This window comes from Aeromonas sp. QDB31, from assembly GCF_027707605.1.
Taxonomy (GTDB): domain Bacteria; phylum Pseudomonadota; class Gammaproteobacteria; order Enterobacterales; family Aeromonadaceae; genus Aeromonas; species Aeromonas media.
In genome coordinates this window covers 22,694-40,315 of the sequence record NZ_JAPCIX010000029.1, presented here as the reverse complement: position 1 = coordinate 40,315, position 17,622 = coordinate 22,694, and the positions used below count along the sequence as shown (strand labels likewise).

General features: G+C 58.4%; 19 protein-coding genes, 2 pseudogenes and 1 riboswitch. Of the genes and pseudogenes, 13 read left to right on the top strand and 8 right to left on the bottom strand.

Annotated features, from left to right (window positions below; genetic code table 11):
- Positions 1-212, bottom strand: a pseudogene (locus tag PG898_RS19245) (IS5/IS1182 family transposase); the annotation flags it as partial.
- Positions 213-265: 53 nt separating this feature from the next.
- Between PG898_RS19245 and PG898_RS19240 the strand changes: the two are divergent.
- Positions 266-1,270 carry a hypothetical protein gene (locus PG898_RS19240; protein WP_270824871.1) on the top strand — a complete coding sequence of 335 codons (1,005 nt, stop codon included), beginning with the start codon at positions 266-268 and terminating at the stop codon, positions 1,268-1,270.
- A gap of 60 nt (positions 1,271-1,330) precedes the next feature.
- On the opposite strand, the pseudogene PG898_RS19235 reads toward PG898_RS19240, so the two are convergent.
- Positions 1,331-1,444 (bottom strand): annotated as a pseudogene (locus PG898_RS19235) (IS481 family transposase); the annotation flags it as partial.
- A gap of 352 nt (positions 1,445-1,796) precedes the next feature.
- Here PG898_RS19235 and PG898_RS19230 point away from each other — a divergent pair.
- Complete coding sequence (locus PG898_RS19230; protein WP_270824872.1) at positions 1,797-2,024, top strand: hypothetical protein; 228 nt, start codon at positions 1,797-1,799, stop codon at positions 2,022-2,024.
- A 31-nt stretch (positions 2,025-2,055) separates the two neighbouring features.
- On the opposite strand, the gene PG898_RS19225 is transcribed toward PG898_RS19230, so the two are convergent.
- Positions 2,056-2,559, bottom strand: a complete 504-nt coding sequence (locus tag PG898_RS19225; RefSeq protein WP_270824873.1) for a DinB family protein — start codon at positions 2,557-2,559, stop codon at positions 2,056-2,058.
- A 171-nt stretch (positions 2,560-2,730) separates the two neighbouring features.
- On the opposite strand from PG898_RS19225, the gene PG898_RS19220 reads away from it, so the two are divergent.
- The 3 genes from PG898_RS19220 to aqpZ all read left to right on the top strand — a co-directional run bounded on the left by PG898_RS19220 (position 2,731) and on the right by aqpZ (position 5,467).
- Complete coding sequence (locus PG898_RS19220) at positions 2,731-3,645, top strand: Gfo/Idh/MocA family protein (RefSeq protein WP_270824874.1); 915 nt, start codon at positions 2,731-2,733, stop codon at positions 3,643-3,645.
- 264 nt (positions 3,646-3,909) lie between these two features.
- Positions 3,910-4,431, top strand: coding sequence for a crossover junction endodeoxyribonuclease RuvC (ruvC, locus tag PG898_RS19215; RefSeq protein WP_005326958.1), 522 nt, complete (start codon positions 3,910-3,912; stop codon positions 4,429-4,431).
- 349 nt (positions 4,432-4,780) lie between these two features.
- Positions 4,781-5,467, top strand: a complete 687-nt coding sequence (gene aqpZ, locus PG898_RS19210; RefSeq protein WP_270824875.1) for an aquaporin Z — start codon at positions 4,781-4,783, stop codon at positions 5,465-5,467.
- Between the two features lie 122 nt (positions 5,468-5,589).
- On the opposite strand, the gene PG898_RS19205 is transcribed toward aqpZ, so the two are convergent.
- Positions 5,590-6,306 carry a lytic transglycosylase domain-containing protein gene (locus tag PG898_RS19205; protein WP_270824892.1) on the bottom strand — a complete coding sequence of 239 codons (717 nt, stop codon included), beginning with the start codon at positions 6,304-6,306 and terminating at the stop codon, positions 5,590-5,592.
- Positions 6,307-6,631: 325 nt separating this feature from the next.
- Here PG898_RS19205 and PG898_RS19200 point away from each other — a divergent pair, with 325 nt between their 5' ends.
- Positions 6,632-7,072, top strand: a complete 441-nt coding sequence (locus PG898_RS19200) for a GNAT family N-acetyltransferase (protein WP_289976245.1) — start codon at positions 6,632-6,634, stop codon at positions 7,070-7,072.
- On the opposite strand, the gene PG898_RS19195 is transcribed toward PG898_RS19200, so the two are convergent.
- Positions 7,063-7,614, bottom strand: a complete 552-nt coding sequence (locus PG898_RS19195; RefSeq protein WP_161507403.1) for a DUF1439 domain-containing protein — start codon at positions 7,612-7,614, stop codon at positions 7,063-7,065. The two genes, PG898_RS19200 and PG898_RS19195, sit on opposite strands and share 10 nt — an antisense overlap.
- A 96-nt stretch (positions 7,615-7,710) precedes the next feature.
- On the opposite strand from PG898_RS19195, the gene cls reads away from it, so the two are divergent.
- Positions 7,711-9,192 (top strand): cardiolipin synthase, encoded by a 1,482-nt coding sequence (gene cls / locus PG898_RS19190; protein ID WP_005326968.1) that lies wholly within the window; start codon positions 7,711-7,713, stop codon positions 9,190-9,192.
- Between the two features lie 107 nt (positions 9,193-9,299).
- Positions 9,300-10,568: a DUF945 family protein gene (locus PG898_RS19185; protein WP_270824876.1), complete on the top strand. Its 1,269-nt coding sequence runs from the start codon at positions 9,300-9,302 to the stop codon at positions 10,566-10,568.
- Positions 10,569-10,632: 64 nt separating this feature from the next.
- On the opposite strand, the gene purU is transcribed toward PG898_RS19185, so the two are convergent.
- The gene (gene purU, locus PG898_RS19180; protein WP_042650512.1) at positions 10,633-11,469 is read right to left on the bottom strand and encodes a formyltetrahydrofolate deformylase; all 837 of its coding nucleotides are present in this window, start codon (positions 11,467-11,469) and stop codon (positions 10,633-10,635) included.
- A 210-nt stretch (positions 11,470-11,679) separates the two neighbouring features.
- Positions 11,680-11,839, top strand: a riboswitch (FMN riboswitch).
- Positions 11,840-11,944: 105 nt separating this feature from the next.
- Here purU and ribB point away from each other — a divergent pair.
- Positions 11,945-12,598, top strand: a complete 654-nt coding sequence (ribB, locus tag PG898_RS19175; protein WP_270824877.1) for a 3,4-dihydroxy-2-butanone-4-phosphate synthase — start codon at positions 11,945-11,947, stop codon at positions 12,596-12,598.
- A gap of 223 nt (positions 12,599-12,821) precedes the next feature.
- Positions 12,822-13,064 (top strand): Lpp/OprI family alanine-zipper lipoprotein, encoded by a 243-nt coding sequence (locus PG898_RS19170; RefSeq protein WP_025327798.1) that lies wholly within the window; start codon positions 12,822-12,824, stop codon positions 13,062-13,064.
- 132 nt (positions 13,065-13,196) lie between these two features.
- Here the strand turns inward: PG898_RS19170 and PG898_RS19165 are convergent, their stop codons facing one another.
- Both PG898_RS19165 and PG898_RS19160 read right to left on the bottom strand, forming a co-directional pair.
- Complete coding sequence (locus PG898_RS19165) at positions 13,197-14,045, bottom strand: tetratricopeptide repeat protein (protein WP_182785989.1); 849 nt, start codon at positions 14,043-14,045, stop codon at positions 13,197-13,199.
- Positions 14,042-14,764 (bottom strand): 4'-phosphopantetheinyl transferase family protein, encoded by a 723-nt coding sequence (locus PG898_RS19160; RefSeq protein ID WP_161507401.1) that lies wholly within the window; start codon positions 14,762-14,764, stop codon positions 14,042-14,044. Before PG898_RS19160 ends, PG898_RS19165 begins: the two co-directional genes overlap by 4 nt.
- A 276-nt stretch (positions 14,765-15,040) precedes the next feature.
- Between PG898_RS19160 and PG898_RS19155 the strand changes: the two genes are divergently transcribed.
- From PG898_RS19155 to PG898_RS19145, 3 genes are all read left to right on the top strand, one after another.
- Complete coding sequence (locus tag PG898_RS19155; RefSeq protein WP_041206201.1) at positions 15,041-15,529, top strand: C40 family peptidase; 489 nt, start codon at positions 15,041-15,043, stop codon at positions 15,527-15,529.
- Positions 15,530-15,681: 152 nt separating this feature from the next.
- Positions 15,682-16,623, top strand: a complete 942-nt coding sequence (rlmF, locus tag PG898_RS19150) for a 23S rRNA (adenine(1618)-N(6))-methyltransferase RlmF (protein ID WP_270824878.1) — start codon at positions 15,682-15,684, stop codon at positions 16,621-16,623.
- Between the two features lie 247 nt (positions 16,624-16,870).
- Positions 16,871-17,593 carry a MaoC family dehydratase gene (locus PG898_RS19145; protein ID WP_270824879.1) on the top strand — a complete coding sequence of 241 codons (723 nt, stop codon included), beginning with the start codon at positions 16,871-16,873 and terminating at the stop codon, positions 17,591-17,593.
- Positions 17,594-17,622: the final 29 nt, after the last annotated feature.

Sequence of the window (17,622 nt, the reverse complement as noted above, 5' to 3'; positions counted from 1 at the left end):
TTGTACCAATGCTGCATGCAGTGAATGCGTAGCATGGTTTCCAGCGGATAAGGTCGCCGGCCATTACCAGCCTTGGGATAAAACGGCTCGATGACTTCCACCATGTTTTGCCATGGCAGGATCTGCTCCATGCGGGACAAGAAAATCTCTTTTCTAGTCTGACGGCGCTTACTGCTGAATTCACTGTCGGCGAAGGTGAGCTGATGACTCATGATGAACCCTTTTTCATGGCTCCAGATGACAAACATGATCTCATATCAGGGACTTGTTCGCACCTTCCTTAGTTGTAAATAAAAAGCCGAATACAAAAAATGAGTACTGGCGTACAGCCAGATCTCAATGTGATAGATTATTTAAAACAGGGGGGTTCACTGAACTAGTTAATGGTGAAGTGGTTCCAGGGAATATAAACAGACTTGAGGGGAGGCTAAATTTTATTGACCAAGTAGATCATTATAATAGGCTGCGGCAAAAGCTACCGTTGAATCCTATATACCAGACAAAAAAAGAAGTTTTAAAAAAAACTAGTCAAGCTAAATTGAGACGTTACCTCCATAGTGGAAGAGAAGATACGTTCAGTAAATTTTTGTTTTATCGCTTGTTTTATGCGAATGAGCTGCCAACTATTCTGACGGAGGGAAAGACAGACAACATATACTTAAAAGCAGCAATACAAATGTTAGCGAAAAACTTTCCTCGTCTAGCTACCGAAAAAACAGCTGTCTCACCATATAAACTACTACTACGTTTTGTCGAATATACAGAGCGAACCAAGTTTTTGTTAGAACTCCATGGTGGTGCTGACTATCTAAGAGATTTTGTTATCAATTATAAAAAACACTTTGAATACTATAAGGCCCCTAGGCCAGAAAATCCGGTAATCATTTTTGTAGATAATGATACGGGTCCAAATGATTTGATTAACTATGTAAATAAAATAGAAGGGATAACTATTTATCCCTCGTCTCAAAATGAAATCAGAAAATCAGACTTCGTTCATGTATTTTGCAATCTATATTTAGTTCTAACACCCAGAGATTCTAATGGTAATACAGATATAGAGCATTTCTTCACTAATAAAGATAGACTTAGGCAATATAAAGGAAGATGTTTCAATGTGGAGTCTAAAAGAGATATCAAGAATGATTTAAGTAAGGAAGCATTTGCAAACCATGTTGTACATGCTAATAAATCCAGCATTGATTTTGATGGTTTTTCTGGAATGTTGGGGCAGATAGCGAAGGTAATAGAGCATTATGATTCGATTTAATAACTATTAAATGTACAGATCTAGTTATCACCTGACACCGGCCTCAAACCGGTGTCTTGTTTACGCTACTTTAGAGCGCACTTCCTTCGGTATCAATTTCAGACCCTTCTTGAACATGCTGTAGGGGGTCTTCCCCTCCATCATCCTGCCCTGATGCGGCCGCTGGGTGTTGTAGAAAAATCTGGGACACCCACCTTTTTGAGCAAGGGGTAATGCTACCGCTCGTGGATTACAGCTTCCAATAGGCTTCATTGACCCGCGCTGGCAGCAACCCATCGCAGTTCAACAGTTTCCAGATAGCCACTGTAAGCCAAACGAAGCCGCTTACGCGAGCATCAGAACTGATACAACCATCAAAACGTTATCGTTTTTTGAACCAGATCATCAAAGCGCATCACCAACTGCAATCAAAAGCGGCCAAGTAGCAGTGGCTTTGCTATCTTGGCGGCTGGCTAAAGGATAGGGAGGTATAACAGCCTCTCTCCTGAATATATTGCAGCGGGTATTCCCGAACAGGAGTGAGCAGATGGCGATAAAAACGCGATCCCGCAAAGAGAAGATTGGTAGCGGGCTCGGGTTGGTGATGGGGCTAATAGCCTTTAACCTGATAGCGCCCCTGTTCCTTGAATCAAAAGAGATCTCTGATATGAACCGGATGATAGGGGCCATGGTCAGCGCCCTTATCTGCTCCGAGCTGGGGGCCCGAATCGGCAAGTGGCTCGATACCAGAGAGCAGGCCAAATCCACAAAATAGAGGGCAACATGGGCCGCCCTCGTTTGTCCGTTTAGCCGCCCCGTCGCTCGGGTTCGCTGCGATGCAAAAAGGTGGTCAGAGTGTCGCGCGGTGGTGTAATGCCGCACTGCACCAGAATGCGCCCGATAGCCCCTCTGTGATAGCCGCCGTGAGTCACCAGATGCAGCAGCATTTCCTCGCGGCTCATCCGCCCCTTGTCACCATCCACGAAGTTGAACGAGAGTACGGCTTCGCCATCTGCCTGGCTCAGGCCGGCAACGTAATCCAGATACCAGGCATCCAGTTCGCCGATGGCGGTGCGCAACGAAACCAGGGTCGGCGTCTCCGGGGTATTGGTGGCACTGAAGCCATGGGGTTCCCCCAGCAGATTGGCCTTGAAGATGGCATCGACCACATGGATATGGTTGAAGATGCGAAGGGCATTGTGGTGCGCCTCGGGATGTAGCTGCGGGTCCAGGGTGGCGAGGGCATCCAGCAGTTCGCCATTGGCCCAGGCCTTGTAGCGAAACAGAGAGTGAAGGGTCGAATGGCTCATGGTCTTCCTTGATGGGGTCAGCGCGGGAAGAGGGCATCTTAGCCAGCCGATGGCAGCAAGAAAACTCCCCACCTGACGGGCTCGGTGACTGGCCAGTGTGCAGGGCATTGGATGTGCCCGGTGCGAGTGAGATGTTACCCTGTGCCATCGCATTCATGACAAGGAGTTCCCATGCGCATTGCCCTGATTGGCCTCGGTGATATCGCCCAGAAGGCCTATCTGCCGCTGATTGCCAGCGACGAGCGAGTCACCCCGCTGCTCTGTACCCGGAGTCCAGCGGTGCTGGACAGACTGGCCCGCCAGTACCGGATCGCCGAGTGCTTCACCGAGGTGGATGCGCTGCTAGGGAGCCGCCCGGACGCCGTGATGATCCACGCCGCCACTGCGGTGCATGGCAAACTGGCGGAGCAGTGCCTGCGCGCCGGCATCCCCACCTTTGTCGACAAGCCGCTCTGTGACAGCGCGGCCGAGGTGGAGGCGCTCGCCAATCTGGCCATGGCGCAGGATTGCCCGCTGTTTGTCGGCTTCAACCGCCGCTATCTGCCCGCCATGGCCGCCGCACGGGCGCAGCCGCTTACCGAGTTCAACTGGCAGAAACACAGACACGCCCTGCCGGGGTTGCCGCGTCCGTTCCTGTTTGACGACTTTATCCATGTGCTCGACAGCCTCTGCTGCTATGGCGGCGCGCCCACCGGGGATCTGCATGCGGTGCTGCGGCGAAGTTCCCAGCAGCCCGAGCTGCTGGCCGGGGTGAGCGTCGCCTGGCAGAGCGGCCAGGTGGCCGTGAGCGGCAGCATGAACCGCAGCGCCGGCCTCACCGAGGAGCGCATCGACGCCTATGGTGACAACCTCTCCCTGCATATCGAGAACTGCACCCGGGGCACGATTGCCCGAGACAAAACCGTGCAGACCCTGGCGCCCGACGACTGGCAGCCGGTATTGGCCCAACGGGGCTTCGTTGCGATGCTGGCTCACTGGTACCAACAGATTGAGGCGGGCAGAGCCGATGGGATGCTTGTCGAGAGTTATCTGCAGAGCCATCGACTGGCTGAGCGGCTGGTCACTCTGGCCGAGGGCAGGCAGTAGCATCCGTCATTCGTGGTTCCCATGCTGAACGCAAGAATTGAAACGGGCGAACGAATGAGCAGACCACTGTACAAGATGGCGTATCCCTGCGCAGTCAGCCGGCGAGGGCGCCGCCGCGCGAGCCAAGCGCTGGCTTGTTTGCTATCTTGGCGCCCATGAAAGATCTGCAGAGCAACAAAGTGTGATGAGCAACGTTTCGCAAATGGCGCCGGGCCTGCCACGTGTCGATGAGCGCCCGATCGCGGCGACCAAGGTGGCCCGTTCATGAGCATTATTCTGGGCATAGACCCCGGCTCCCGGATCACCGGCTACGGCGTCATCCGCATCGTCGCGGGCAAGGCGGAATACCTGGGGTCGGGCTGCATCCGCACCGACCTAGGCGAGCTGCCGTCCCGTCTCAAGCAGGTGTATGACGGGGTGAGCGAGATCATCACCCAGTTCAAGCCGGACGAGTTCGCCATCGAGCGGGTCTTCATGGCGCGCAATGCGGATTCGGCCCTGAAACTCGGCCAGGCCAGGGGCAGCGCCATCGTCGCGGCGGTCAACGCCTTGCTGCCGGTGAGCGAATACTCGGCGACCCAGATCAAGCAGGCGGTGGTGGGCACGGGCGGCGCCGCCAAGGAGCAGGTGCAACATATGGTGACCCATCTGCTCAAGCTGTCGGCCACCCCCCAGGCGGATGCGGCGGATGCCCTCGGGGTGGCGCTCTGTCACTTCCACACCCGCCAGAGTCTTATCAGGATGGCGGGACGAGCCACCAGTTCGGTACGTGGTCGCTATCGCTGAACCCTGCCGACGCTGACTGCGTCTGAGGAGCAATGTGAGAGGAGGGCGCCCGGGCGCCCTCCTCGTTTATCCGTTGCGGCTGAGTCCTCAGGTGCTCGCCATCCTGTTGTTAAAAGCCTCAACAGAGTCACAAGTTGTCGTACCAGATGACGGGACGCCATTCGAGGCGGGCTGGGGAGTGACGACAATCCTCTTGATGAATCAATAACTTGTGACCTTGATCACACCTTCCTGGCGAGACAGGTTCACTTCGCCTCGTCATGTCACGCTCCCATAATGTGGCGCCGTTTAAGAACGGTGACCTCGTGAGCCCAGGCTCATGTTCCATCCATCATTGGGAGAGTTGAGAGTGAAACCATTTGCAGCTGAATTTATGGGCACCTTCTGGCTGGTGCTGGGAGGCTGCGGCAGCGCCGTGTTGGCAGCCGCGTTCCCGAATGTGGGGATCGGTCTGCTGGGCGTGGCCCTGGCGTTCGGTCTGACCGTGCTGACCATGGCCTATGCCATCGGCCACATCTCTGGCTGTCACCTGAACCCTGCCGTGACCGTCGGGCTCTGGGCCGGTGGTCGCTTCCCGGCATCGGGCGTCGTGCCTTATATCGTTGCCCAGGTCCTTGGCGGGATCGCGGCGGGTGGTGTGCTCTATGTGATCGCCAGCGGCCAGGCCGGGTTTGACGTGAGCGCCGGTTTTGCTTCCAACGGTTATGGTGAGCACTCACCGGGCGGTTACAGCCTGCTGGCGGCGCTGGTGTGTGAAGTGGTGATGACCGGCTTCTTCCTGTTCGTCATCATGGGGGCCACCGACCGCCGTGCACCGGCGGGCTTCGCTCCGATCGCCATCGGTCTGTGCCTGACCCTGATCCACCTCATCAGCATTCCGGTGACCAACACCTCGGTGAACCCGGCGCGCAGCACGGGGGTGGCGCTGTTTGTCGGTGACTGGGCCGTCGGCCAGCTCTGGTTGTTCTGGGTCGCCCCCATCGTCGGTGCCATTCTGGGTGCATTGGCCTATCGTGTGATCGCCACGAAAGAGTGATGTGTTGCTAAGTAACGTGTGGTATCGGCACGCCCTCGGGCGTGTTTTTTTGTTTCTGGCGGGCACGAAAGCGGGCCGCTAGGGCCCGCAGTATTGTTCAACCTGCTGAGAGAGGGAAGGTGCTAGAGACCGCGGGCGCTCAGCATCTCTTTATAGCGCTGGTGCAAGAGTTGCACTCGTGCGACATAGGCGCGAGTCTCTGCGTAGGGCGGGATACCACCGTGTTTTTGCACCGCGCCTGCGCCCGCGTTGTAGGCGGCCGTGGCCAGGGCTACGTTGCCGTCATACTGCTTGAGCAGGCCCGCCAGATACTTCACCCCGCCGAAGATGTTTTGCTCCGCCAGCAGGGCATTGCCGACCCCGAGCTCGCGGGCGGTGGCGGGCATCAGCTGAGTCAGCCCCATGGCCCCCTTGCGGGAGACCGCCAGCGGATTGAAGGCGGATTCGGCGTGGATCAGTGCTCGAATGAGGGCAGGGTCGACGCTGTAGGTCTTGGCCGCCGCCTTGATGGTGCTGGCGTAGTCATAGAGGAAGAGGCCGGTCGTGCGCCAGTTGACCCTGGAGGCGGGATCGCAGGCGTAGCAATCGTTGAACAGCAGCAGCTCGTAATGACCTTGCTCCGGCATCATGTCGGAATAGCGTACTACCCCGTTCTTTTGCACCGATTTGTAGACCTGGATCTGGCGAGTGGTGGGGACCGATGCGGGCTCTGCCACCTCGGGTGACGGGATCGACTCGGGTGACGGGATTGACTCGGATGTCAGGACCACCACCTCGGCCGGTGGCGGCGTCTGACTCCAGGCACTGAGGGGGAACAGCAAAATGGCTCCCAGCAACATCCATGCTTTCAACGGCTTGCTCCTTAAGCCTTGTTAGCCACGTTGAGTAAAGCATCCGGGGCGAGGCAGAACAAGGGCTCCGATGAGGAGTCGCAAGAAATGCCCGGACAGAGGGGGCCACTGGCTCCCCGAGGCGGGTGCTGCAGCCTCGCAAGAGGCAGTGGACGGCGCCGCAACTCCCAGCTGGCTATTGGCTTTTTTGTAAGTTAAAGGCGTGTTATCTTGCTGTTGCTCCACTCTGGTCTGATCTCTTCGTGGGGCCGGTTGATAGGACAAGAGAGGGCCAGGTGGCCAGAGCGAAATGGGTATGAGAAGCAGGCGGGCGATGGAGCTCAGATTCGAAGAGTACTGTGATGCGGATCTTTCCCTGATCAGGGACTATTACGAGACGACGTTTTCCCACTATGTGCCGGATCTGGCCGAACGGATCTTCGTGGTACGGGATGCCCATTGGCTGGTGGGGGCCGTGCGCCTGCGCGACGAACAGGACTATTACCACCTGTGCGGTTTCCGGTTGTTGCCGCACTACCAGTCACTGGGGCTGGGCTCCCGGTTGCTGCAGCACGCCTGCAGCGATCTGCTGGACAAGCCCGTGATCTGCCACGCCTTGCCCTTCGAGAAACCCTTCTACCTCAAGGCGGGCTTTGCCCACCTTCCCCTGCATGAACTCGACGGACCGCTTCATACCCTCTATCACCAGCAGCGCGAACAGGGTTACCAGATCGAGCTGCTGGTGCGTCAGGCGACGGCCACTGTCTACAACTGATCCTTCGGCTTGGTCAGCAGGCGGATCTTGCCCGGTGACAGCTCCAGCCCCAGCAGATTCTCCTTGAGCCAGGCCTGGTTGGGATCCTTGTCGTCGAGCTTGTAGACGGGCTGGGTCTCCAGCCGCTTCTCCATGCTCTGCAGCAGCATCCTCAGCATGAAACCGAACTTCTGCTCGGCCGCTGCGGGCTCCAGCTTGTAGTCAATCAGCTTCATGTTGTCGAGGAAGAGCGCGCTCTGGGCCTTGTCGTAACGGGGTCTGGCCTCATAGGTCATGTTCAGCAGCGCATCGTACTGGGTCTGGTCCGGCAGGGAGATCTTCAGCTTGCCCTTGCCAAAGACCCTGGCGGTATCCGGACTCTGGCGACCGATCTGGACATCGCTCTGCTCGAGCTGCACATGGGCCTTGATGATGCCGGGCAACTCCAGCTGTTTGTCGACTTGTACCTGGGATTGAAGGTACTGGTTTATCTGCTGCTCATTGATGTCATATGAGCCTTGACCTAGCATGGCCAGACTCAGCAGCATAGATTGCAGGATCATGCTAACGACCTGATAGAATGGGTTTGCCCCACAGCATACCATTCTGGCCCTGTGGGATCTGCCCATGCCCTTTGTTCATTACACCAAGGAGTCGTCTTGCTCGACGGTCTGGAATACGACATTCAGTTGCTGTTCTCCCGCTTTCTCGGCTGGCTGTTGCTGTTGTTTCACACCGTGATCGTGGCGGGGATCTCCCTGCGAGTGGTGATGAAGCGGCGCCCCATCGGGGTATCCCTCGCCTGGCTGGCACTCATTTATGCCATCCCCTTCGCCGGGGTCGGTTTCTATGTGCTGTTTGGGGAGATACGGCTCGGTCGCAAACGGGCAGAACGCGCCCAGGCCATGTACCGCCCTTACGCCATCTGGATCCGCCAGCTCGCCCGCCTCTTTCCCCAGCACTGCTGCGAGGTGGGCAGCAAGGCGCGTCCGCTCCATGATCTGATCCAGGGGCGGCTGGCCATGCCCATGCTCTCGGGCAACCGGATGACGCTGCTGCACAGGCCCGAGACCATCTTGCAGGAGATAGTGCGCGACATCCGCGGTTCCTCCCAGTCCTGCTACCTGGAGTTCTACATCTGGCATCCCGGTGGGGATGTGGATGCGGTGTGCGAGGCCCTTGTCGAGGTGGCGGCGCGCGGCGTGGATTGTCGTGTGTTGCTCGACTCCATCGGCAGCAAGGCCTTCTTCCGCTCCGGTTGGCCAAAATCACTGCGCGCTGCCGGGGTCAAGGTGGTGGAGGTGCTGCCGGTCGGTGCCTGGCGTATCCCGTTCCAGCGCCAGGACTTGCGCATGCACCGCAAGCTGGTGGTGATCGACGACAGGGTCGGTTACACCGGCTCCATGAACATGGTGGATCCTCGCTTCTTCAAACAGGATGCCGGTGTCGGTCAGTGGGTCGACATCATGATCCGGGTGCAGGGGCCAGTGGTGCCCCTGATGTGGTCCACCTTCGTCTGGGACTGGGAGATGGAAACCGGCGAGCGGCTGCTCGACAGCCTGCAGCACGAACCCGAGGCCTGGCCGCAAACCAACTATCGGGCCCAGCTCATCCCTTCCGGCCCCTTCGTCGGCGGCGACTGCATCCAGCAGAGCCTGCTGCTGGCCATCTACCAGGCGCGCCATCATCTGGTGTTGACCACCCCCTATTTCGTGCCGGATGACCCGCTGGCGGCGGCGCTCTCCTCGGCGGCGGCGCGGGGGGTGCTGGTGCAGCTGGTGCTGCCGGCGCGTAACGACTCCCTGATGGCCAATCATGCGAGCAACTCTTTCATGGAGGATCTGCTGGCGGCCGGGGTCGAAATTTACCGCTATGATGCCGGTCTGCTGCACACCAAGAGCGTGCTGGTGGACGACGACTTCGCCCTGGTGGGCACGGTCAATCTCGACAGGCGCAGCCTCTGGCTCAATTTCGAGATCACCCTGCTCATCGACAACCCGTTGTTTGTCGCCGAGATGAATCAACTGGTGCAGGGCTACATGCTGGAGGCGACCCCCATGTCGCTGACCAGGTGGCGTGCCCGCCCCTGGTACAAAAAATTGCTGGAGAACGTCTTCTACCTGTTCAGCCCCCTGCTGTGACAGTCGAGAATGGGTCATGAGCCGGGATCTGGCTTGCTTGTGTTCCCATCCTCCCCGTAGAGTGCGCCTAGGCACCCGCCATAGAAAAATCAGGAGTAAGAGAGCAGATGAAAAAGACAGTGGCCATGGCTGCCGGAGCGGCATTGGTGGTGGGTGGGCTGGGCGCCTGCTGGTACACGGGCAATGCCTTCGACCGCATCCTGGGGGAGCAGATCGTGAAGGCCAAGCAGGAGAGCGGCGTCGAGATCACCTGGTTGCCCACCAGCGGGAACCTGTTCACCCGTGATGGTGTGCTCAAGGTAGTGGTGCCGCCCCAGACGCTGGCGAGTTTCGATCCCCAGATGGCGGGAAGCGACCCCATCGAGCTGCAACTGCTCGTCAACAGCCGCCTGCTGCCGCTCTATATCAAGAGCAACATGCTGCTCGATACCGCGACCGGGACCCTGGCCCCCGTCTTCACCGCCCTCGGCATGCAGCAGTGGCAGCTTGGCCTGGAGTCGGCCAGCAGCCTCTGGACCATGAGCAACAGCTCCCGTTTCTGGGCCAGCGACTTCAAGGTCAGGGAGGGGCTCAACGAGTTCAGCTTCCTGCCCCTGAGCGGGGATTATCGCGGGGATCTCGATGGCAATGGCCACGTGGTCTTCCAGTGGCTGGGCATGACGGTCCACGATGCGCAGAGCAAGATGGATCTGGCTTTGGCGGATCTCAAGGGCAGCGCCGACATGGCCGAGATAAGCGGCATCTGGCTCTCTCCCCACAGCGAGATGACGCTCTCCGCCCTCTCCTTGCAACTGCCGGAGAGCGTCAAGCTCTCGTTGCAGGGGGTCAGCACCAACACCCAACTGGCGGGGGATGATGCCCAGACCCTCTCCAGCCGTTATCAGATGAAGGTGGCGACCCTCAATCTGGAGAACGAGAGCGACAGCCTGGCAGTGACTCAGGGAAGTCTGGATCTGGCGCTCAAGGGGCTGGATCTGGAGGGCTATCAGACCCTGCAGGAGGCCAGCAGTCAGCGGGTGGACGAGGCGGTTATCCAGCAGGCGCTGGACAAGATGCTGCAACGGGGTGCCACCCTGGAGCTGACCGATTTCAGTGCCCAGCTCAACGGCGAGCCTGTCAGCCTGAAAGGGGAGGCCAAGCTTGCCCCCACCACTCTGGAGCAACTGATGGGGAGCGAGGAGGGGATGCAGGCCCTGTCCGGGCTGCTTCATGTCAGCCTCGGCGATCAACTGGGCAAGGCGGTGCCGCAGCTGGCACCCATGCTGGCCCAGTTCACGGCCCTGGGTTATCTCAAGGCGGAGCAGGCGCACCTCAATGCCGAGCTCAAGCTCGACAAGGGGCTGGTCACCGTCAACGGTCTGCCCCTGCCTCAATAAGCGCAGGCAGACGAAAAAGGCTCCCTCGGGAGCCTTTTTGCTGGGTGTCGAACGACGGACAGGGTTATTTGAACACCACCGTCTTGTTGCCGTAGACGAAGACCCGTTCGTTCAGCACCAGCTCCAGGGCCCGGCTCAGCACGGATTTCTCCACATCCCGTCCCGCCTTGGCCATGTCGTCGGCGCTGAAGGCATGGCCCACGTGGATCACGTCCTGCTCTATGATGGGGCCTTCATCCAGATCGTCGGTGACGAAGTGGGCGGTGGCTCCGATCAGCTTGACCCCGCGATCGAAGGCCTGACGATAGGGGCGGGCACCGATGAAGGCGGGCAGGAAGGAGTGATGGATGTTGATGAGCTTGCGCGGATAGGCTTCCACGAAGCTCGGGGTCAGCACCCGCATGTACTTGGCCAGGATCACGTAATCCGGCTGGTAGCCGTCGATGAGGGTGCGTACCTGCTCTTCATGCTCGGTGCGGCTGAGATCCTCATGGCTCACGGCATGGAAGGGGATGTCGAACTTGCCCGTCAATTCTGCGAGCGTGTCGTAGTTGCCGATCACCGCCACTATGTCCATGTCCAGCGCACCGGCATAGTTCTTCATCAGGATGTCGCCGAGGCAGTGGGTCTCCTTGGTGACCAGGATGACGATGCGCTTCTTGCCAGCCTTGACCAGTCTGCGCTGGGCACCTGCCGGCAGGGCGTCGTCGAGATCCGCCAGCAGGGTCTCGTCGTTGAAGCGACCCTCCAGTTCGGTACGCATGAAGAAGCGGCCGTTCTCGTGATCCACGAACTCGTCGTTCTTGTTGATGTTGAGCTGGTGCTTGTAGCAGATATTGGTGATCTTGGCGATGAGCCCCTTGGCGTCGGGGCAATCGGTCAGCAGTATTTTCTTTTCCATCTCTGTCATGATTCCGTTTGTGGTGTTGGCGCCCGAGTCTGCGCAGGCTGCACGTTTTTGCTGGCACTATGCCATAAACAAAATCAGAAAGGACAGCGCGCCGTGCAGCTGAGTGGCAAGTCGCCAGCGGGGGGGCGGTGCACTGCGTCCTATTCATCTTTGATGGGTTTTGGGCTGGTATCCTGCGTTTTTTTTCTTTAGGCTGTCTGCGCTTATTCTCAGGGCGGGGTGAAATTCCCCACCGGCGGTATCCCGATCTGACTCGGGGAGCCCGCGAGCGCCCGACCCTGGTTTGAAACCGGGGTCGGGGTCAGCAGATCCGGTGAGATGCCGGAGCCGACGGTCACAGTCCGGATGAAAGAGGATAAGACAGATATTGCAGTCATGGCTCCCCACGGGCCGGCTGCTGCATACCTATCTCTGTCTGCCTTTCCATGCCCTGATTCTGGTCCTTGTCTTATTTAGGAGTCTTACCATGAATCAGTCTCTACTCAGTGAATTTGGTGATCCCATTGCCCGCGTCGAAGCCGCGCTGGCCGCATTGCGTGCCGCTCAAGGCGTGCTGGTGGCCGATGATGAAGATCGGGAGAACGAGGGTGACCTCATCTTCGCCGCCGAGTCCATGACCAACGAACAGATGGCCATGATGATCCGCGAATGCTCCGGCATCGTCTGCCTCTGCCTGACCGACGAGCGGGTACGCCAGCTCGAGCTGCCCATGATGGTGGAGGCCAACTCCAGCCATTATCAGACCGCCTTCACCGTGACCATAGAGGCGGCCCAAGGCGTCACTACGGGTGTCTCCGCCGCCGACCGCATCACCACCATCCAGGCCGCCATCGCCGACGGCGCCCGACCGTCGGATCTGCATCGTCCAGGTCATGTCTTCCCGCTGCGTGCCCGCACCGGCGGCGTGCTGACCCGGCGCGGTCATACCGAAGCCACGGTAGACCTGATGCAGCTGGCCGGTCTCAAGCCTTACGGGGTGTTGTGCGAGCTGACCAAGGCCGATGGCTCCATGGCCAGGTTGCCCGATCTGGTGGCTTTTGGCCGCCAGCACCGGATGCCGGTACTGACCATCGAAGATCTGGTGCAATATCGTCAAATGCTGTCTGAACGTTCAGCTTAAGCTTCATACGAAATTGTATTAAGGGCATTTTTTGGTTACGCTTGGTGCGAACCTCATCCAGAGCACTCGTTTTTGACTTAAATTTGCACAAAAAGTGTGCGTTTAAAAAAAAATGAGGGTTTTAATGCATTTATCTGTGATGGGGCCTATCCAAACTCGTATTTATTTGTGCCATAATCACGCCGCTTGCTAAACGTCTGGCGAGTTAAAGGGAGCTTTAAAAATGAAGAAAATGTTGTTGGTAGGTGTTGTTGGTCTGTCTGCCCTGCTGGGCGGTTGTGCAAACACCAGCGAACTGGAAACTTCCGTTCAGAATCTGTCTAACAAAGTTGACCAACTGGCTCAAGATGTTAGCGCAGTTCGTGCTGATCAATCCAAGATGGCTGCTGATATCGCAACTGCTAACCAAGAAGCAGCTCGTGCTAACCAGCGCATCGACAACATGGCTACTTCCTACAAGAAGTAATCCATGCGAAAAAATGGCGCATTTTAATGCGCCATTTTTTTTGTCTGAAATTCGTCATTTCCCTTAATTACTGCTCTTCCTGCCTGAACAAGGCAATGCCGATTGCTCGGCATCCCCTGATTTCCTCATTGATTAATAAAGCAGGCTATAAAGCTTGCGACGATAACTCTGCGCAGCCGGATGTGCACCCATGGTGGTCAGAATATCGAGATAGATCTTCTTGGCGTCGCCAAACGCCATGTCGCGTTTGAGAATGTTGAACAGCAATGCCAGGGCCTCTTCCTGACGGCCAACCTGACTGTATAGCACCGCCAGCTCCTGAGTGAGGGCGCCGTCGTCCGGTGTCTCGGCATGACGCTGCTCCAGGGCGCGCAGCTCCGGGCTGTCGCTGGCTTGCAGCGCCAGGGCCAGGCGAGAACTCAGGGTCTGATAGTGATCATCCTGCGCCACCATGGGGACGGCTGCGAGCAGGGCCTGCGCCTCGTCCAGCAGCGCCAGATCCAGCGCCGCCTGCACCAGCCAGAGGCTGATGTCATGACGCTCGGGCGCCAGTCGGTGGGCCTGAGTGAGGTGGGCATAGGCCACATCAGCCTGACCCTCAGTCAGGGCTTGCTGACCCTTCTCGAGTAGCAGCTCCTCTTCCTTGGGGGCGAAGGCGGCGAAGTACTGACGTAATGTGGCCTCATCTTGCGGGCCTTCCAGGATGGCCTGTTCGTCCGGGCGCCCCTGATGGAACAGCACCAGAGCGGGCAGCGCGCGCAGACCCAGCTGGCTGGCCAGGGGTTGCAGCTGGGGATCGTTCATATCGACCTTGGCCAGGGTGACTGCGGGATTGGCCGGGCCGACCTGGGTCTCCACCAGCGGGGTCATGCCCTGGCACTCTGGCATCTGCGGGGCATGGAAATAGATGACGACCGGCTTTTTCATGGACGCATCGATCAGTTCGGCGTGGAAGTTCTGGGGATTGATGTCGACGATCATGAGGCTGACTCTCGGAAAATGGTGTGGATCAACATGGGGTCCAGGGGCGTGGATTTCAAGCGCTCATCCAGCAGGTAGCCATTGATCTGGCGAGTCGGGGCGGCGAGGCTCAGCCAGCCGCTGCCAAAATGCCAGTCCAGCACCAGATAGCTTCGGGAATCGAGCCGGTTGTCCAGCCGCCACCCCTCCTCCGGCACAAAGCGCACCTTGTCGAGCCCCGCGGCGATACCGGCCCCCTGGGCTTTCAGCACTGCCTCCTTGCGTGACCAGAGCCGATAGAAGGCCGAGGTCTGCTCCCGGGATGGCAGGGCAAGCAGCCACTGATATTCCTCAGGGGCATAGAAACGCTGGGCCAATGGCAGGACGGGGCGCTGGCGCAAGCCCATCTCCACATCCACGCCGAGGGGACCTTGCTGGCAGAGGGCGAGCACCAGCCAGTCCCCGCTGTGGCTGAGGTTGAACTGCCAGTCATGGCTGACCAGCGTGGGTTTGCCGTGCTCGCCGGTGCGAAACACCAGCGCATCGGGCGGACAGCACAGTCGCTCGGCCAGCAGGCGGCGCAACAGTATCCGGCCGAGCAGGTACTCACGCTGGCGGCCAGGCTGGCGGATCTCATGCCAGTGGCGATATTCGTCCGGCGAGAGCTCTGATTGCAGCCCGATCAACTGCTCGGCGTCGATGAGCGCCGGTTTTAACAAATAGAGATCCGCATAGAGCATAATATTTCACTTTAAAATGAGGTCGAAACAGCGATAACGATCCGTTTTGACAGGGCAAAACCGGTACTTTTGCGATTGTATATTGTTTGGCCATGATCACATTAATCATGCAAAACAGTGCATTTCCTTGCAAAAATGTGAGGTCGATAGGGATTTTCGCTTGCCTCGATAGAATTCTTGGATATAGTCGGGAGCTGTTGCCTTATAAATTGCCCTGTCGGGCTGCATTTTAACAAGTTTCACTCTATTTGCGGGGATAAAGGATTGCGCCACCTGATGCTACTGCTGGTCGCGCTCGGAATGGTGGGTTGTGCTTCTGCACCCCAGCCCGAGGTCGCGAGCAAGATCGAGGTTTCCATGATGGAACCCGTGATTGAACCTGAAGTTTCACCCACACCAGATGTCAACGAAATCCTGACCGTATATAAAGAGTGGCGTGGCGTCCCTTACCGCATGGGGGGCAGCAGCCAGCGAGGCATAGATTGCTCCGCCTTCGCCCGTGAAGTGTTCCGCAATGCCGTCGGCATTGAATTACCCCGCGATACCCGCTCCCAGGTTCATGAAGGCACCCGCGTTTCCAAGCAGGATCTGGTGGAAGGGGATCTGGTTTTCTTCAAGATCAACCGCCGCCTCAATCATGTCGGCATCTATGTCGGCAACGGTGAATTCATCCACGCCTCCACCCGCGCCGGGGTGACTCGCTCCAAGCTCGACAATGCCTATTGGCGCAGCAAGTTCTGGCAGGCACGCCGGATCGATATCTGAGTCAGGCTGGACAAACGGCTCGCAGTACGGACTGTTTTTCCAACCTCACTTGAACCGGGCTCCTCGAAGCCCGGTTTTTTATGGCCCTCGTTTAGACTTTCCGTGGCCGACTCTCTATAGTGTGGCCCCCTTCGATCCTCAGCAGGCCCAGCATGAAGACCCAGCACAAATCCGGATTGCACCCGCGCAATCGCCATCAGACCCCTTACGATTTTGACGCCCTCTGCCAGCGTACCCCCGAGTTGTTGCCCTTCGTGTTCGTCAACGAGCATGGCACCCGGACCCTGGATTTCGCCGATCCAGCCGCCGTCAAGGCGCTCAACCGGGCACTGCTGGCGCTGCACTATGGCATCCAGCACTGGGATCTGCCGCCGGGCTACCTCTGTCCCCCCATCCCGGGCCGGGTCGATTACCTGCACAGAGTGGCGGATCTGCTGGCCGAGAGTGCGGGGGAAGTACCAAGAGGCAAGGGGGTACGGGTGCTGGACATCGGCGTCGGGGCAAACTGCATCTATCCCCTGCTGGGAGCCCGTGAGTATGGTTGGCGCTTCGTGGGATCGGACATCGATCCCGTGTCGGTCAAGGCCGCGACCCTGCTGGCGGCGAGCAATGGCCTGGGCAGCCAGATAGCATGCCGCCATCAGGACAACTCCAAGCAGATCTTTTGCGGCGTCCTGGGGCCGAAGGAGCGCTTCGCCCTGACCCTGTGCAACCCACCGTTCCATGCCTCTCTGGCGGAGGCGAGCAAGGGGACGGAGCGCAAGCTGCGCAACCTCGGCAAGGCGCTGACGGGGACTCCCGTGCTCAACTTCGGCGGACAGAAGGCGGAGCTCTGGTGTGAGGGCGGTGAGGCGGCGTTTCTGGCCGGCATGATAGAGCAGAGCAAGGCGTTTGCTGGCCAGTGTCTCTGGTTCAGCTCGCTGGTGTCAAAAAAGGAGAATCTGCCTGCCGCACGAAAGGCGCTGGCTCGGGTGGGGGCTCAGGATGTCAGGGTGATCGACATGGCGCAGGGCAACAAGGTGAGCCGGATCCTGGCCTGGAGCTTCCTGGACGAGGCGAGCCGAACCGCCTGGTGGTCTGCCCCCGGCCGCTGAGGAAAAAAGGGGGGGACCAAAAACCCCCAAACCATGCTCTTTGCCAGTTCCGAGATTTTCCGTCTCGTTGCCGTCACGGTAATCGTTTTTCCGTTTTATATCTGCCCGTTTTTCCCTGGGTGTTAGTGACCACTTTCATCCTCGGTACAGTTGTACGCCGAGATTTTTTGTACTTACCTGTGAAACTTTCATAAAATGGGACTGGTTAGACCTCTTTACAGGCTTAGAATCGAATAGGGATCGGTAGATGAAAGTTGTCGATTTTCTGAAGCACAAGCGCGAAATCCTGGCGCAGCACCCCTTTGAGCTCAAGGATTGGCTCTCTCCGGCGATCCGTGACTACTGGCGTGAGTTTCAGCAAAAGGCACACCTTCACCCTTTGCTGGGGCGAGTGCTGGATCTGCAGGCCGACCAGTCGCTGGTGCGGCAGCAGCGCGCATCCCAGGCTCAGGTGGTCAACAGCCAGCCGACCCTGATCGAAGAGAACCCGGTGGAACTGAGTGGCGAGGCTGCCACCCTGTACGTCGAGCTGCTGGCCCGGATCGGGCAAGAGACCCATGTGGGTGAGTGGTTGCAGATAAGCCAGGGGTTGATCGATCAGTTCGCGGCGGTAACCGGGGATCATCAATGGATCCACACCGACCCCGAGCGTGCGGCGGCCGAGTCGCCGTTCAAGACCACCATTGCCCACGGTTTCCTGACCCTGGCGCTGTTGCCCCAGCTGACCGGCTCGGTGGACGAGGCGACGCCGGAATTCCCGAGCGCCCGCATGGTGGTGAACTTCGGTCTGGAGCAGGTCCGCTTCCCTTATCCCATCAAGGTAGACAGCAACATCCGTGCCCGTACCAAGCTATCGAGAGTCACCCCTATCAAGGGTGGAATAGAGCTGCTCAAGGAGATCAAGATAGAGATCGAGGGGATCCGCCGCCCGGGTTGCGTCATCGAGTCGGTCACCCGTATCTATTTCTGACGCCCGTCTCTCACGGCGATACACAGGCC

Bases quoted from the DNA above. Each gene is read 5' to 3' on its own strand.
- PG898_RS19230 (WP_270824872.1), top strand. From the start codon at position 1,797: ATGGCGATAAAAACGCGATCCCGCAAAGAGAAGATTGGTAGCGGGCTC.
- PG898_RS19225 (WP_270824873.1), bottom strand. From the start codon at position 2,559: ATGAGCCATTCGACCCTTCACTCTCTGTTTCGCTACAAGGCCTGGGCC.
- PG898_RS19220 (WP_270824874.1), top strand. From the start codon at position 2,731: ATGCGCATTGCCCTGATTGGCCTCGGTGATATCGCCCAGAAGGCCTAT.
- ruvC (WP_005326958.1), top strand. From the start codon at position 3,910: ATGAGCATTATTCTGGGCATAGACCCCGGCTCCCGGATCACCGGCTAC.
- PG898_RS19205 (WP_270824892.1), bottom strand. From the start codon at position 6,306: ATGTTGCTGGGAGCCATTTTGCTGTTCCCCCTCAGTGCCTGGAGTCAG.
- PG898_RS19200 (WP_289976245.1), top strand. From the start codon at position 6,632: ATGGAGCTCAGATTCGAAGAGTACTGTGATGCGGATCTTTCCCTGATC.
- PG898_RS19195 (WP_161507403.1), bottom strand. From the start codon at position 7,614: ATGATCCTGCAATCTATGCTGCTGAGTCTGGCCATGCTAGGTCAAGGC.
- PG898_RS19185 (WP_270824876.1), top strand. From the start codon at position 9,300: ATGAAAAAGACAGTGGCCATGGCTGCCGGAGCGGCATTGGTGGTGGGT.
- purU (WP_042650512.1), bottom strand. From the start codon at position 11,469: ATGGAAAAGAAAATACTGCTGACCGATTGCCCCGACGCCAAGGGGCTC.
- ribB (WP_270824877.1), top strand. From the start codon at position 11,945: ATGAATCAGTCTCTACTCAGTGAATTTGGTGATCCCATTGCCCGCGTC.
- PG898_RS19170 (WP_025327798.1), top strand. From the start codon at position 12,822: ATGAAGAAAATGTTGTTGGTAGGTGTTGTTGGTCTGTCTGCCCTGCTG.
- PG898_RS19165 (WP_182785989.1), bottom strand. From the start codon at position 14,045: ATGATCGTCGACATCAATCCCCAGAACTTCCACGCCGAACTGATCGAT.
- PG898_RS19160 (WP_161507401.1), bottom strand. From the start codon at position 14,764: ATGCTCTATGCGGATCTCTATTTGTTAAAACCGGCGCTCATCGACGCC.
- PG898_RS19155 (WP_041206201.1), top strand. From the start codon at position 15,041: ATGCTACTGCTGGTCGCGCTCGGAATGGTGGGTTGTGCTTCTGCACCC.
- rlmF (WP_270824878.1), top strand. From the start codon at position 15,682: ATGAAGACCCAGCACAAATCCGGATTGCACCCGCGCAATCGCCATCAG.
- PG898_RS19145 (WP_270824879.1), top strand. From the start codon at position 16,871: ATGAAAGTTGTCGATTTTCTGAAGCACAAGCGCGAAATCCTGGCGCAG.